General features: G+C 66.6%; 15 protein-coding genes. 8 read left to right on the top strand and 7 right to left on the bottom strand.

The genetic code is table 11. The features are described 5' to 3' along the window. Positions 1 to 22 precede the first annotated feature (22 nt). Together ABL844_RS24325 and ABL844_RS24320 are read right to left on the bottom strand one after the other, a co-directional pair. Positions 23 to 697 (bottom strand): DUF1028 domain-containing protein, encoded by a 675-nt coding sequence (locus ABL844_RS24325; RefSeq protein WP_418129285.1) that lies wholly within the window; start codon positions 695 to 697, stop codon positions 23 to 25. 5 nt (positions 698 to 702) lie between these two features. Continuing rightward, positions 703 to 1116 (bottom strand): RidA family protein, encoded by a 414-nt coding sequence (locus tag ABL844_RS24320; protein ID WP_019656931.1) that lies wholly within the window; start codon positions 1114 to 1116, stop codon positions 703 to 705. Between the two features lie 314 nt (positions 1117 to 1430). Between ABL844_RS24320 and ABL844_RS24315 the strand changes: the two genes are divergently transcribed. The 4 genes from ABL844_RS24315 to ABL844_RS24300 all read left to right on the top strand — a co-directional run bounded on the left by ABL844_RS24315 (position 1431) and on the right by ABL844_RS24300 (position 5272). Further along, positions 1431 to 2459, top strand: coding sequence for an ABC transporter substrate-binding protein (locus tag ABL844_RS24315; RefSeq protein ID WP_418129284.1), 1029 nt, complete (start codon positions 1431 to 1433; stop codon positions 2457 to 2459). 115 nt (positions 2460 to 2574) lie between these two features. After that, entirely contained in the window at positions 2575 to 3423 is an 849-nt protein-coding gene (locus ABL844_RS24310) for an ABC transporter permease (RefSeq protein ID WP_418129282.1), read from the top strand. Between the two features lie 4 nt (positions 3424 to 3427). Then, positions 3428 to 4243, top strand: coding sequence for an ABC transporter permease (locus ABL844_RS24305; protein ID WP_418129281.1), 816 nt, complete (start codon positions 3428 to 3430; stop codon positions 4241 to 4243). 210 nt (positions 4244 to 4453) lie between these two features. Continuing rightward, complete coding sequence (locus ABL844_RS24300; protein ID WP_418129280.1) at positions 4454 to 5272, top strand: class I SAM-dependent methyltransferase; 819 nt, start codon at positions 4454 to 4456, stop codon at positions 5270 to 5272. A gap of 70 nt (positions 5273 to 5342) precedes the next feature. Here the strand turns inward: ABL844_RS24300 and map are convergent, their stop codons facing one another. Next, positions 5343 to 6089 (bottom strand): type I methionyl aminopeptidase, encoded by a 747-nt coding sequence (gene map / locus ABL844_RS24295; RefSeq protein ID WP_418129279.1) that lies wholly within the window; start codon positions 6087 to 6089, stop codon positions 5343 to 5345. Positions 6090 to 6291: 202 nt separating this feature from the next. Here map and ABL844_RS24290 point away from each other — a divergent pair, with 202 nt between their 5' ends. The 4 genes from ABL844_RS24290 to ABL844_RS24275 all read left to right on the top strand — a co-directional run bounded on the left by ABL844_RS24290 (position 6292) and on the right by ABL844_RS24275 (position 8465). Beyond that, entirely contained in the window at positions 6292 to 6918 is a 627-nt protein-coding gene (locus ABL844_RS24290) for a DUF938 domain-containing protein (RefSeq protein ID WP_418129278.1), read from the top strand. Positions 6919 to 7018: 100 nt separating this feature from the next. Continuing rightward, a complete protein-coding gene (locus ABL844_RS24285; protein WP_418129276.1) occupies positions 7019 to 7288 on the top strand; it encodes a hypothetical protein in 270 nt (89 codons plus the stop codon). 197 nt (positions 7289 to 7485) lie between these two features. Then, positions 7486 to 7773: an HU family DNA-binding protein gene (locus ABL844_RS24280; RefSeq protein WP_125946996.1), complete on the top strand. Its 288-nt coding sequence runs from the start codon at positions 7486 to 7488 to the stop codon at positions 7771 to 7773. A 134-nt stretch (positions 7774 to 7907) separates the two neighbouring features. Beyond that, the gene (locus tag ABL844_RS24275) at positions 7908 to 8465 is read left to right on the top strand and encodes a C40 family peptidase (protein ID WP_418129275.1); all 558 of its coding nucleotides are present in this window, start codon (positions 7908 to 7910) and stop codon (positions 8463 to 8465) included. On the opposite strand, the gene ABL844_RS24270 is transcribed toward ABL844_RS24275, so the two are convergent. The 4 genes from ABL844_RS24270 to ABL844_RS24255 are packed head-to-tail and all read right to left on the bottom strand — an operon-like array spanning position 8462 to position 13152. Next, entirely contained in the window at positions 8462 to 9160 is a 699-nt protein-coding gene (locus ABL844_RS24270) for a DUF2894 domain-containing protein (RefSeq protein ID WP_418129273.1), read from the bottom strand. The two genes, ABL844_RS24275 and ABL844_RS24270, sit on opposite strands and share 4 nt — an antisense overlap. Further along, positions 9153 to 9809: an OmpA family protein gene (locus tag ABL844_RS24265; RefSeq protein ID WP_418117512.1), complete on the bottom strand. Its 657-nt coding sequence runs from the start codon at positions 9807 to 9809 to the stop codon at positions 9153 to 9155. The genes ABL844_RS24270 and ABL844_RS24265 overlap by 8 nt, the downstream gene beginning before the upstream one ends. Then, positions 9806 to 12439, bottom strand: a complete 2634-nt coding sequence (locus ABL844_RS24260; protein ID WP_418129271.1) for a DUF802 domain-containing protein — start codon at positions 12437 to 12439, stop codon at positions 9806 to 9808. The genes ABL844_RS24265 and ABL844_RS24260 overlap by 4 nt, the downstream gene beginning before the upstream one ends. Further along, a complete protein-coding gene (locus ABL844_RS24255; protein WP_418129269.1) occupies positions 12436 to 13152 on the bottom strand; it encodes a DUF3348 domain-containing protein in 717 nt (238 codons plus the stop codon). Before ABL844_RS24255 ends, ABL844_RS24260 begins: the two co-directional genes overlap by 4 nt. Between the last annotated feature and the right edge of the window lie 59 nt (positions 13153 to 13211).

Here is a 13211-nt window from a genome sequence, read left to right as displayed (position 1 = left end):
CCAGTGTAGCGACACCCCTGCGTCAGGGATTGCCGGGCACACCGAAGCTGGGGGCTGCGCGCGGGTCCAGCGCCCGCGTGATGTAGGCCTCCTGCTGTGGCGCGTAGATCTTCCAGGTGGCGTACAGCGCCTGCACGGGGTCGGATTCCACCCAGTCCAGCCGCAGGTCGACCACGGGCCAGTTCTGCGCTTCGTAGACCAGCAGCCCGGCCGAGTGCACCGGGCCTTCTTCCCCGCCGGCCGCCTGGCCGGCGAGCATGGCCTGCATCAGGCGCTCCGCCAGCGCGCCCTCGGCTTTCTCGAAGGCCGCCAGCATGGCCGCCGGCACTTGGCGGTTGCGCAGCATGTTGCCGGCGCAAGCCGCGTTCGTGCCGACCACGCTCGCCAGGGTGCCCAGCGCGTTGGCCCCGGTGAACACCACCGGCGGGTTGTGTGCGTCGATGGCCATGAGCTGGCGGTAGTCGATGAAGGGCCGTTGCTGCTGCAGTTGCGCCACGGCCTGCGCGGGCGTGTTGCCGGCGGCCATCAGGTCGAGCAGCATCGGCCCCAGGTCGGGGTCGGTGATGTTCTGGCTGGCGGCTGCCCCCACGCCCCGGCGGCCGCGCACGCAGCGCGATGCCACGGCAGGCGAAGAAGAGGCCACGGCCGCACCGAACTGGCCGGTGGCGGGGCAGCGCGCGACGATGGAGAAGGTCATGGCGTTCAGTCGGGAATGACGGCGGTGGCGTCGATCTCCACCAGCCATTCGGGGCGGGCCAGGGCCGAGACCACGATGCCCGTGGACACCGGGAACACGCCCTTGAGCCAGCGGCCGACGACAAGGTAGACGGCTTCGCGGTAGCGCGGATCGATGATGTAGATGGTGATCTTGCAGATGTCCTGCAGTTCGCCGCCGGCTTCCTCCAGCAGCATCGCGATGTTGGACATGGCCTGTTCGGCCTGCCCGGCGACGTCGCCGATGCACACGCTCTCGGAGGTTTCCAGGTTCTGGCCGATCTGCCCGCGCAGGAACACGGTGCGGCCGCGCGCGACGACGGCCTGGCAGAGGTCGTTGTCCAGCTTCTGTTCCGGGTAGGTGACCTTGGTGTTGAAAGGACGGATGCGGGTGTGCTTCATGGTCGCTGCAGGGGCTGGGGGCATGAGACGCCGATGGCGCCGGGACCGGCATGGTCGTTGGCGCCGGCCGTCGGCGCCATTTGTTTTTTCCGTGCGACCGTTTAGGAATTTCCGAGCGGCGCCCGTGCCGGGGCCCTCGGAAAATTTGAGCCACCTGTACGTAAAAGGCGATTAGGCCGCGGCAGTAAGCCATTCCTATGATCCGGCCCCGTGATGCAGGTGCTGCACACGCAGAAGGTGTGTTGCAGGTGTTTCAGGGCATCTGCAGCCGCAGTACCGGCAGATGTTCAACTTTTACGATCGAGGTTCAATCAATGTTTCGCAAGCTTCTGACTTTGTGCGCGCTCTCCGTCACGCTGGGCGGCACCACCGCCTGGGCACAGGACAACGCGCTTGTGGTGAGCACCTGGGGCGGCAGCTTCCGTGACCTCATCGACGACAACATCGGCAAGGAATTCACCCGCCAGACCGGCGTGCCCGTGAAGTACGTGACGGGCGGCACCATCGACCGCCTGAACAAGGCCAAGCTGGCCTCCAAGCCCGAGAGCGACATCACCTTCACGACCTCGCACGTGGGCTGGCTGTATGTGAACAGCAACCTGTTCGAGCAGATCGACACCGCCAAGGTCCCCAATTACGCCAACCTGGTGGACCGCGCCAAGATCAGCCCGTACCACATCGGCAGCTGGGCCTACGTCTACTCCATCGGCTACCGCCCCGACCTGGTGCCCGCCAGCATCAAGCTCGAAAGCTGGAACGACCTGTGGAACCCGGCGCTCAAGGGCAAGCTGAGCGCGCCCGACTTCGACCCCAGCCACATCATCACGGTGTCGGCCATGCTCTCGGGCGGCGACGCCGCCACCTGGGAGAAGGGCCAGGACAAGCTCAAGGCGCTCAAGCCCAACTTCAAGGCCTTCTATACCAACGACGCCAACGCCCAGCAATTGATTGCCACCGGCGAGACGCCTGTGGAGGTGATCCTGTCGATGAACGCGTACTACATGGCCAGCCAGGGCGTGCCGATCAAGGTCGTGATGCCCAAGGAAGGCGCCGTGCTCGGCGTGGACACGATGGCCATCATGAAGGGCACGACCAAGGCCGACCTGGCCTACAAGTTCCTGAACATCGCGCTGTCGGCCGACGTGCAGTCGAAGATCGTCGCCTCCAAGAAGGCCAGCCCGGTCGTCACCAACGCGAAGGTCTCGGCCGAGGACGCCAAGCTGCCCGGCGTGTTCACCACCAAGGAACAGTGGGACACCCAGGCCATCGTGATCGACAACAAGCTGCGCGCCGAGAAGACCGCCGAATGGCGCAAGTGGTTCACCGAGAACATCATGAACTGATCCCTCGCGGGAACATGCAAGCCGGGGAGACCGGCGCGGCCCTCGCCGCGCCGGTCTCCCCGCGACGATCGAGCATCTGAAGAAGAAGTTGTTGATGTTGTTGGGAAGGGCAGGAATGCGTTCCGATCTACGGGCCTGGCTGGTGTCCCCGGCCGTCATTGTTGCGGCGGGCATCGCCGTGTCGCTGTTGGCCGTGCTGCAGTTCAGCTTCCGTGCCTTCGTGCCCGGCTCGCTGGACGTGGGCGGCCTCACGCTGGAGAACTTCAGCGGACTGACCAAGTCGATCTATCTGGCCGCGTTCGCCAACACCCTGCTGCTGAGCGTGGAGACGACGGTGTTCTCGCTGCTCGTGGCCTATCCGCTCGCCTACGCGCTGGTGCGGGTGCGCAACCGCGCGCTCAAGTCCTTCATCCTCGTGGTGTCGATCACGCCGCTGTTCCTGGGCGAGATCGTGCGCACCTACTCCTGGATCGCGGTGCTGGGCAGCAACGGCTTCATCAACGGCGTGCTGCGCCATTTGGGCCTCATCGAGTGGCCGCTGGAGCTCATGTTCACGCACCTGGGCGTCCTCGTGGCGCTGGTGCACGTGACCATCCCGGTGGTTGTGCTGATGCTGGCCACGGCCATCTCCCACATCGACCGCGACTACGAGAAGGCCGCCCAGAGCCTGGGCGCGGGCCCGGTCAAGACCTTCCTCACGGTCACGCTGCCGCTTTCGATGCCCGGCATCCTGGCCAGCATCACCACGGCCTTCGCCTGGACCTTCAGCGCCTTCGCCACGCCGCAGATGATCGGCGGCGGCCGCGTGCCGACGGTGTCCACGCTGGTCTACCAGCTCGGCTTCTCGTCGATGAATTTCCCGCTTGCCGCGAGCCTGAGCGTGGTCGGCCTGCTGCTGACCGCAGCCGCGCTGCTCGCGCTGGGCCAAGTGACAAAGCGGCTGAAGGCCGTCGGAGGACACTGACACCATGAAGATACAGAGCGCCCTGCCGCTTCCGCTGCGCATCGCTGGCCCCTTGCTGATCGCCATTCTGCTGGGCTTCGTGCTGCTGCCGGTGGTGGTGGTCACCATCGCCGCGTTCAACGAGAAGGCCATCCTCAGCTTCCCGCCCGAGTCGTATTCGCTCCAATGGTTCGCGCGAGTGTTCAGCTACCCCGACTTCCAGCACGGCTTCAAGGCCAGCCTGGTCATCACCGGCTGGTCGTCGTTCCTGGCGCTGGTGATCGGCACCTGCCTGGCCATCGCAGCGAAGCGGATGGAGTTCAAGGGCAAGCAGACCCTGCTGGCCATCCTGCATTCGCCGCTGGTGGTGCCGCACTTCACGTTGGGGCTGGGGCTCCTGATCCTGGTGTCGCAGGCCTCGGTGCAGCGCGGCTGGGGCATCGCCATCCTGTGCCACGTGATGCTGGTGCTGCCCTTCGTGATGCGCAGCGTCTACGTGTCGATGGAGAACCTGGACGAGCGCCTGGAGCAGGCCGCGGCCAGCCTGGGCGCATCGCCGCTCAAGGTGCTGCTGACCGTGACGGTGCCGCTGCTGGCGCCGGGGCTGTTCGGCGGCTGGCTGTTCGCGGCCATCATGTCCTTCAGCGAGTTCACGGCTTCGCTGTTCGTGACCACGCAGGACACGCAGACGCTGCCCGTGGCCATGTACAACTACGTGCGCGAGTTCGCCGACCCGACGCTGGCGGCGCTGTCGGTGGTCTACATCGCGGTCACGGCCACCGTCCTGGCCCTGGCCAACTACTTCCTCGGCCTGGGCAAGATCCTGAACATCGAAGAGTGACGAAGGCCCTTGCGCACGCGGCTGGGCCGTGGCGTTGACTAGGCCTGCGAACAGGGCCACCATGATGTGGCGCCGCCGATGCCCGATACGGTTGCGCGCCTGTCGAGGCCGCACGGCTCGCACCTGAACTGGGTAACTCGAACAGGGCACCCAAGGGCGCTCAAGGGCTTCCTGCGTACCAGGCAGGCCCAGCTTTCAAGGAGCCATTCCATGACCGAAAGCGACAAGCTCTTCGCAGGCTCGATCCCCCGGCTCTACGACACGCTCATGGTCCCCTTGATCTTCGAGGCCTACGCTGCCGATACGGCCGAGCTGGTCGCGGGGTTCTCGCCAGGCGCCGTGCTCGAGACAGCAGCCGGCAGCGGGGTGGTCACGCGGGCGCTGGCGACCAGGTTAGGTAGGGGTACGCGCTACGTAGTGACCGACCTCAACCAGCCCATGCTCGACTACGCCGCCACCCGCCAGGGCAGCAGCAGCGATATCGACATCGAATGGCGGCAGGCCGACGCGCTCAAGCTGCCATTCGAGGACGCCTCGTTCGACGTCGTCCTCTGCCAGTTCGGCGCGATGTTCTTTCCCGACCGAACAGCCGGCTATGCCGAGGCGCGCCGCGTGCTGAGGCCGGGCGGGCGCTTCGTGTTCACCGTGTGGGACCGCATCGAGGACAACGCCTTTGCCGACGAGGTCACCAGCGCCGTCGCCGAGATCTTTCCGCAAGACCCTCCACGCTTCCTGGCTCGTACGCCGCACGGCTATCACGACGTGGCGCTGATCCGCAGCGACCTGAGCCGCGCGGGCTTCACAAGCATCGAGATCGAGACGCGCGAGAAGACGAGCCGCTCACCCTCGGCGCGCGACGTTGCCACCGCCTATTGCCAGGGAACGCCGCTGCGCAACGAGATCGAGGCGCGCGATGCCGATGCGCTCCAGGCGGCGACGGACCGGGCGGCGCAGGTCATTGCCAGCCGGCATGGCGAAGGCCCGGTGGCCGGCAAGATCCAGGCGCATGTGATCGTGGCGGCGGGGTAGCGGAGTAGCGGGGCAGGGCGGGAGGCGAGGGCGCCGCCTTCAGCGCGGGGGCCGCCGATCAGCCCATCAATCAATGCGTCGTGACGACGATGGGCGCGCCCTTGGTGATGATCATCGTGTGCTCATACTGCGCCGACAGGTTGCCTTTGACGCCCGCAAGCGTCCAGCCGTCGGAAGTCTCGGTCACGATGCGGCTCTTGGTCGACAGGAAGGGCTCGATGGTGATGACCATGCCTTCGTGCAGCGTGCGCGTGTCCGAAGGATCGAAGTAGCCGGGAATGTGCTCGGGCTCCTCGTGCAGCGCGCGGCCGACGCCGTGGCTCGCGAGGTTCTCGATGATCTTGAAACCGTACGCCTTCGCAGTGCGCTCGATGGCGGCGCCGATACGGTTGATCGGCTGCCCGGCCCTGGCGGTCTTCATCGCTTCGGCCAGCGCAGTGCGGGTGGCGTGGCACAGGCGGGTTTTCTGCGGAGTGGTGGGCGGCACCACGGTGGTTCCGCCGGTGTCGGCGAAGTAGCCGCCGAGCTCGGCCGACACGTCGACGTTCAGCACGTCCCCGGCGCGAATGACGCGGTCACCGGGAATGCCGTGCGCGGCCTCTTCGTTGATGCTGATGCAGGTCGAGCCCGGAAAGTTGTACGTGAGCTTCGGCGCAGACCGCGCACCGTGCTCCTCCAGCAGCCGCTGGCCGATCAGGTCGAGCTCGCGCGTGGTCATGCCGGGCTCCGCCGCGTCGAGCATCCGCTGCAGCGTCAGCGAAACGATGCGGCCGATGCGCTGGAGGGCAATGACGTCGTCTTGTGTTTCGATGGTCATGTCTGTCGGGTCCTTGTGAAAGATGGGCGCGGGCTGATGATGGATGGCCCGCCGGGCAGGGGGCCGTCGATGCGGAGCGGGGCGGCTGCAGTGCATTGTTATATGCCGCATCGAATTTCCGGGCATCTTCGCCAGTCATTCGAATATTCTTGCTCGCTCCGGCGTACTCGCTCCCATTCACCCCGTTCAGGTGCCTTCCCAAATGCCAGACCTTCCCCACAGCCCCGCCGCCGAACGCAACAAGCAGCCCATCCTCGATGCACTGGCCGGCATCCTCGGCGAGCAGGGTGCCATGCTGGAGATCGCATCCGGCACGGGCCAGCATGCCGTCTGGTTCGCCACGGCGTTGAGCGGATGGACCTGGCAGCCTACCGACGCCGATGCGCGTGCGTTGCCTGGGATTGCCGCTCGAATCGAGCAGGCCGCGTTGCCCAACCTTCGCGCGCCGCTTCTGCTCGACGTGACGGCACCCCGATGGCCGTCGCAGGGGTTCGCCTTCGCTGAAGGAGATGAGAGGTTCGACGCGATCTACTGCGCGAACATGATCCACATCGCGCCCTGGGCCGCGTGCGTCGGCCTGATGCAAGGGGCTGCGCGGCATCTGCGTCCTGGTGGGGTGCTGGTCACGTATGGGCCTTACTTCGAGGATGGAGTGGCTACGGCGCCGAGCAATCTGGCGTTCGATGAGGATTTGCGTGGGCGCAATGCTGCGTGGGGGATACGGCGTATTGAGGACGTGGCTGCGCAGGCGCAGCGGGTGGGGCTTGTGTTGCGGGAGAGGCATGTGATGCCTGCGAACAATCTGCTGCTGGTGTTCGGTCTGCCCTGAATGCTTCACTGGCAATTCCTGGGAGTCGGGTAGCCTGCTTGATCTGTGATTGAGGCCTCAGAAGAGTGAACAATGCCCCAACAATTTCAGGGAGGATTCAGTGTCGACGTTTACGCAAGCGCGTGCCATGCACGCAGGGCTTCGATTTCTTTTCATTGCCGGCGGTGGATTGCTGCTTGGGCTCATCTCCAATTTCATGCTCGTCGCGATGGGCCATTGGTACGAGATGAACATGGCGCGCAGCGAGTACGACCTCTCCGATGCCTTCATGATTGCGCTGCTCGTGCAGGCCCTTTGTATTGTCGTCGGTGGATTCATCGGCAACTGGCTGTATCGGCGGAGACGCAGCAAGAAGAGCAGCGAGATCTGACGGGCAATTGGTGGCTGTCTGCTTTGCCAACAGCTGCCGAAGTTTCGCCCACCCCCGTGCATCGATCACGATGTTTCACTTTTGAAACGCATCGGCGCTCCATCGCTTCCCGCGAGCGCGATTACATTCAAGCCCGGTGCGCATTCGCGCCACCGTTTTTTTCCACCGTTTGATCCAAGCAAGAAAGACCATCCGTTTTGAACAAGACCGACCTCATCGCCGCCATCGCCACGGACACCAACCTCAGCAAGGCCGATGCCGCTCGCGCGCTCGACTCCGCCATCGACAACCTGTCGCGTGCCCTGGCAAAGGGCGACACGGTGCAACTGATCGGCTTCGGCACTTTCGCCGTTGCCAGCCGCCCCGAGCGTGAAGGGCGTAACCCCTCGACGGGCGAGAAGATGACCATCAAGGCCAGCAAGGCTCCCAAGTTCACCGCCGGCAAGGCGCTGAAGGACGCGGTCAACGCGCCTGCGGCCGAGTAAGCCTTCCGTCTTCCTTCCCTCATTCCCTCCGTGGCGCCCGCGCAGCAGTGCGGGCCGCGGAGGGCCGGCATCTTCAGGAAACCGCGGCATTCCGCGCTAGAGTTTGTGCACGTTCACAAGCCCAGCCCTCTGACATGCACGACCACGCGCCTGCTGTGCCGACAACGCCGACATCTTTTTCTTCTTCCTCCTCCGCATTGCAGCGCTGGCTGCTGCGTCTTCTCTCTTCCATCGGGTTCTGTCTTCTCATCGTGGGCTGCGCCGGGCCATCGGGGCCACGTCAGGGCGGTGCGACAGGGCCCGCGGTCAGCAGCTCGCTGACGCCCGAACAATCGAACAGCATCGCGATCCATGCACTGGGCCTGGTGGGCACGCCGTACCGCTACGGCGGCAACACGCCCGACGGCGGCTTCGACTGCAGCGGTCTCATCGGCTACGTGTATCTCAACAGCGTGGGCGAATCGCCGCCCAGAACCGTGGCGCGCATGACGGGCTTCGGCAGCCCGGTGCCGGTGTCGGAGCTTCGCACCGGCGACCTCGTGCTCTTCGGCTTGTCCACACCTTCACATGCGGGCATCTATGTGGGCGGCGGCCGCTTCGTGCATGCGCCTTCGACCGGCGGCGTGGTGCGGCTGGATCGGCTCGATGGTGTGTACTGGTCGCGCCAGACGGTGCAGGCGCGGCGGCCTTAGCCCGATTTGCTTCTGCTGCTCTTCTTCGCGGGCTCGCCGCGTGAGCCTGTCGCGCTCGCTGGTGTCGCTGCAGCAGCGCCACCGCCAGCGTTCAGCTGATCGACCCACGACAGCGCATCGACATACGCCATGAACCGGTTGAGGTATTCCGGCGACAGGTTGTGCATCAGCGTGAGCGAGCGGTGCACGAGGTGGTGCGAGTTGAGCGGGCCCGCGTTCTCGGGCACTTTCGACAGCGACTGCGTCAGGCGCCGGTCGGCGCTGAGCTTGGACCAGGTGCTCTGGAAGTAGCGGATCGATTTGAGTTCGGGCGCGGGAGGCGCAGCAGAGGCCTTGGTGGTGGCTCCGGCCTTTGCTGCAGCAGCAGGTGCAGCCGGGGCGTTGCCGGGCATCGGTGCATGGCGCGCGATGTGCTCGGCGAGTTCCGCGAACGGGCTGGGCTCTGCAGCGGTCTCCTGCTCCGCCGTGCTTGTAGGCTGCGCCTTCGCACGATCCTCGTCGTAAGCCGCAAGAAGCGTCGCCACCTTGTCGTCCAGCATGCGCCGCGCCTCGCCGCCATGCGCGGTGGCACGCTTCGCCATCGCCTCAATGAAGCGGAAGCGCACGGGGTCGAAGCGCTGCTCGCCGCGTGAGAGGGCGGCAGCGACCATCGCGCCGATGTCGCGTGCGGCTTCGCTGCCTTCGGCCTCAGTCACGGGGCTTCGCGTTCGCGCTGCTGGAGGGGCGCGGCGTGGGCGCCATTTCCACGCGCCGGTTCTTCGACCGGCCGTCGGCGTCGGCATTCGATGCGACGGGCTGCTCGGAGCCGAACGCAGCCGCGAAGATCGACGACGACGGAACGCCGGATTCGATCAGCGCGCGCGTCACGGTCAGCGCGCGCTGTGCGGAGAGCTCCCAGTTGTCGGCGAACTGGCGTGCGTTGTCGCGCATCTGCCGGTCGTCGGTGAAGCCGCTCACCATCAGGATCTCGTCGCGCGACTTGAGGTAGCTGGTCAGCGGCGCTGCAAGGCTCTTGAGCAGTTGCCGGCCTTCGGGCTGCAGCTCTGCGGAGTTGAAGGCGAAGAGCACGTTGCCGCTGATGCCGATGCGGCCGTTGTTCAGGGTCACTCGGCCCGCCGCGAGCGGCGCAGCCAGGGCCTGCTCGAGCGTCTGCAGGCGCTTGGCTTCGGCCTGCCGTTGCTTGACTTCGGTTTCCAGCTTCGAAGCGAGTTCGAGCTGCATGCCGATCGCGCACACCAGTATCAGCACGAAGGCGCCGAGCAGGCCGGCCATGAGGTCGCCGAACACGGCCCACACGGGCACGCCCGGTTCGTCGAAGCCGGCCTCGATGTCGTCGCGGATCATGCTTCGCTGTCCGCGGGCGCTTGCTGATGCTGCAGTTGCTGCTGCCGGTTGGCGATCTGCTGCATGTCTTCGACGATCTGCTTCTGCGACATGATGCTCAGGTCGATCACCTCGCGCGCCTGCGCGACGTAGTAGGCCAGCTGCTCGTCGCTGCGCGCGATGGACTTGCCCAGCGCGCCTTCGATGCGCTGCAGGTGGCCCGCGAGCTTGTCGTTCGACTGGCTGAAAAGCTGCACCGCAAGGCCGAAGGCTTCGCCCAGGCTGGCCACCTCGACGGCGCTGCCGGTGATCTGCGCGGCAACGGAGGCCATCTTCTCGGACTCGGCATCGGCCCGCTCGGTGAAGCGGCTGCCCACGCGCTCCAGCATCTCGGCCGACGCCGACACCAGCGTGTCGATGGCGGTGCGCTGCTCGGTGGAGGCGTGGTTCACCGCGTCGAGCAGGGTGGAGAGCGTTTCGAGGATGCGGCTGCGCTCTTCCAGCATCGCGTTGTCGCGGGCCATGCCGTCGGCGAGCTTCTGGCGCAGTTCGGTGATCACTTCGGCCGCGGCGCGCGGCGCTTCCGCTGCGGCCTGCAGCAGCTGGGCGATTTCGGCGACGGTGCTCTTCGCATGCGCCTCGGACTGGGCCGACATCTCGCGCGCGGTCTGCGCCATGGTGTCGACCAGCTGCTTCTGCTGGCTCGCGCTGTGCTCGCCGGCCTGTTGCCATTCCTGGCGCAGCGAGGCTGCCATGTCGGTGAGCGACTGCGTCCAGGCCGAGAGGCGTTGTTCGTCTCGTGAAGTCATCTGCGACACGATCTCGGCAGCGGCGCGCGGTGCTTCGGCCGCCGCCTGCAGCAGTTGCGCGATCTCGGCAATGGTGTTCTTCGCGTGCGCTTCGTGCTGGGCCGACATCTCGCGAGCGGTCTGCGCCATGGTGTCGAGCAGCTGTTGCTGCTGGCTCGCGTTGTGCTCGCCGGTCTGTTGCCACTCCTGGCGCAGCGACGCGGTCATGTCCGCGAGCGACTGCGTCCAGGCCGAGAGGCGCTGTTCGTCGCGCAGCGTCATCTGCGACACGATCTCGGCCGCGGCGCGCGGCGCTTCCGATGCGGCATGCAGCAGCTTCGCGATTTCGGCGATGGTGTTCTTGGCGTGCGCTTCGGTCTGCGCCGTCATGTCGCGCGCGGTCTGCGTCATGGCGTCGAGAAGCTGCTGCTGCTGGCCTGCGCTGTGCGTGCCGGCCTGCTGCCATTCCTGCTGCAGCGATGCGGCCATGGCGGTGAGCGATTGGGTCCAGGCGGCAAGGCGCTGTTCGTCGCGCGATGCCAGTTCGGCCTGCAACTTCGCGTGCGATTGATCGACGGATTGAAGCAGCGATGCGGAGTGCTGTTCGAAGGCGGCCGCAGCGGTCGACAGGGCCTGATGCGCATCGCCGGAGAGCTTCTCGCTGACCTGCTGATGCCGGGCCAGGGCGTTGTCCCAGGTGCTGGAGACCTTGCCGACGGCGCTTTCGAGGCGGGCGGACACGGCGTCCACCAGCGCGGTCGAGCGCTGCTCGAAGCTCTGGGCGAACTGGTCGTGCGAGCCGCGCATGTCGCCGGCAAGTGTTTCGCTGGTGCGCTGGTGCTCGGCGAGCGCGCTCTTCCAGGTGTCGGCCACGTGGGTGGTGGTGGCCTCGAAGCGGCCGGAGAGACCGTCGAGCTGCTGCTGCACCGTCTTCGAAATGGTGTCGTGCAGCGCGACGGTTTCGCGTGCGATGCCGGCCATGGTGGCTTCGACCACGGGCTGGATCGCCGCGCCCGCGACGCGCGCGCTCTCGGTCAGGCTGTGCTTCAGCGACTGGTCGACGGAAGCGGCGAGGTTGCCGTAGACGGCTTCGGCCTTGCTGTGGAAGCTGTCCTGGCCGGCGACGAGGCGCTCGTTCAGCGCCTGGCTCTGCCGCTCCATCGCCAGCATCATGGCCTGCAGCTGGCCGACCAGCTCGGGCATGGCGTGGGCCTGCTGCTGCAGCAGCTTGAAGGATTCGTCGCGCTGGTGCGTCTGCGAGAAGACGCGCAGCACGGTGGCGATCTTCGTGTCGAGCAGTTGCGCGGCCTGCAGCCTTTCGCGGCGGCTCAGGGCCGAGGCCAGGCCCAGCATGGCCGATGCGGCCACGCCGGCCACCGAGGTGCCGAAGGCCAGGCCGAGGCCCTTGACGGGGGCCGAGAGCGAATCGCGGATGGTCTGCAGGTCGGTCGAGCTTTCGAGCGCGATGCCGGTGCCCCGGAGCGTGACCACCATGCCGACGAAGGTGCCCAGCATGCCCAGCAGCACCAGGAAGCCGGCGAGATACGGCGTCAGCGCCGGGCCGGGCAGGCCCACGCGCTCGCCCTCGATGCGCAGGCGCACGGCGTTGCGCAGCGAGGGATGCAGGCGGTCGAGCCACGCGCCCAGGTTGTCGGGCGGGGCGGACAGGCCGGAGACGGCCCCGGTCAGCGTGGAGGTCGCCTGCTGGAAGCGGTGCAGCTCCAGCGCGCCCATGATGTAGAAGGCGCCGACGATAAAGGTGACGGCCAGCGCCAGCGTGTTGGTGCCGATGTATCCGGCGCCCACCCAGCCGACGACGGCCAGGCCGGCGGCAAACACAGCGTATTGAAGGAATCGGGTCATGGGGTCCTGGTGGCCTGGGTGCGAAGGGCATCGAGCAGCCCTTCGACCGGTTGGAATCGAAAATCAAGTTCGGCGAGCAGCACGTCCTGCGCGTCCTTGCGGAACACGTCGAGCCATGCGTCGGGGGGCGGGGCGGCGGTGTCCGGCGTTTGCGCTTCTTCTGCTGCCGGCGCTTCGCCCGCTTTGCGCAGGCGCTCGAAATGCCGCTCCAGCAGCCCCGGCACGGCCGAAAGCAGGCTGTGCTCGCGCGCTTCCAGCACCTGCGCCATCACCACGTCGACCGAGGCCAGCCGCGCCATGGCGGGCGACCTGGCAGCCATGGCCGAGCGCAGCCTGCTGCGCAGCGAGCCCACGCCGGCTTCCATGGCCTGCTGCCGGGCGAGGTAGCGGCGGCGGTAGGGGGCGAAGTCCGAAGTGGCGTCCTTGCCGGCGCCGAAGGTGTTGTCTTCGACGATGGCGTTGGCCAGCGCGCTTCGCACGCGGTTGCATTCGCTTTCTTCGGTGTTGCGGGGAGCACGAATGCTGGCCTGCGCCGTTGCGGGCGTGCCGTCGAGCGCGGCTGAAAGCGAGATGGCGTCGGTCCAGCCGAACCACTGGCTCAGCCGGTCGGCGGTGGGGTTTGCGGGTTCGCGGACGTCAGCCTCGGCCAGTCGGGAAAGCAAGCGAATGAGCGCCGAGCTGTTGAAACCTGAGCGCTTGAAAACTTGCCCCATAACCTCCTGGATCCGCCTGAACGCGCCTCTTCGAAAAACCCGGCAGTCTACAACAGCGC

Source organism: Variovorax sp. 278MFTsu5.1 (assembly GCF_048305045.1).
GTDB lineage: Bacteria > Pseudomonadota > Gammaproteobacteria > Burkholderiales > Burkholderiaceae_C > Variovorax > Variovorax guangxiensis.
The sequence above is the reverse complement of the archived record's forward strand: the minus strand, read 5'-3'. Positions and strand labels throughout refer to the sequence as shown.

What these genes read in the sequence shown, in the direction of transcription:
- ABL844_RS24265 (WP_418117512.1), bottom strand. Translation starts at nt 9,809, where the DNA reads ATGATCCGCGACGACATCGAGGCCGGCTTCGACGAACCGGGCGTGCCC.
- ABL844_RS24310 (WP_418129282.1), top strand. Translation starts at nt 2,575, where the DNA reads ATGCGTTCCGATCTACGGGCCTGGCTGGTGTCCCCGGCCGTCATTGTT.
- ABL844_RS24275 (WP_418129275.1), top strand. Translation starts at nt 7,908, where the DNA reads ATGCACGACCACGCGCCTGCTGTGCCGACAACGCCGACATCTTTTTCT.
- ABL844_RS24260 (WP_418129271.1), bottom strand. Translation starts at nt 12,439, where the DNA reads ATGACCCGATTCCTTCAATACGCTGTGTTTGCCGCCGGCCTGGCCGTC.
- ABL844_RS24255 (WP_418129269.1), bottom strand. Translation starts at nt 13,152, where the DNA reads ATGGGGCAAGTTTTCAAGCGCTCAGGTTTCAACAGCTCGGCGCTCATT.
- ABL844_RS24325 (WP_418129285.1), bottom strand. Translation starts at nt 697, where the DNA reads ATGACCTTCTCCATCGTCGCGCGCTGCCCCGCCACCGGCCAGTTCGGT.
- ABL844_RS24315 (WP_418129284.1), top strand. Translation starts at nt 1,431, where the DNA reads ATGTTTCGCAAGCTTCTGACTTTGTGCGCGCTCTCCGTCACGCTGGGC.
- ABL844_RS24305 (WP_418129281.1), top strand. Translation starts at nt 3,428, where the DNA reads ATGAAGATACAGAGCGCCCTGCCGCTTCCGCTGCGCATCGCTGGCCCC.
- ABL844_RS24290 (WP_418129278.1), top strand. Translation starts at nt 6,292, where the DNA reads ATGCCAGACCTTCCCCACAGCCCCGCCGCCGAACGCAACAAGCAGCCC.
- ABL844_RS24320 (WP_019656931.1), bottom strand. Translation starts at nt 1,116, where the DNA reads ATGAAGCACACCCGCATCCGTCCTTTCAACACCAAGGTCACCTACCCG.
- map (WP_418129279.1), bottom strand. Translation starts at nt 6,089, where the DNA reads ATGACCATCGAAACACAAGACGACGTCATTGCCCTCCAGCGCATCGGC.
- ABL844_RS24300 (WP_418129280.1), top strand. Translation starts at nt 4,454, where the DNA reads ATGACCGAAAGCGACAAGCTCTTCGCAGGCTCGATCCCCCGGCTCTAC.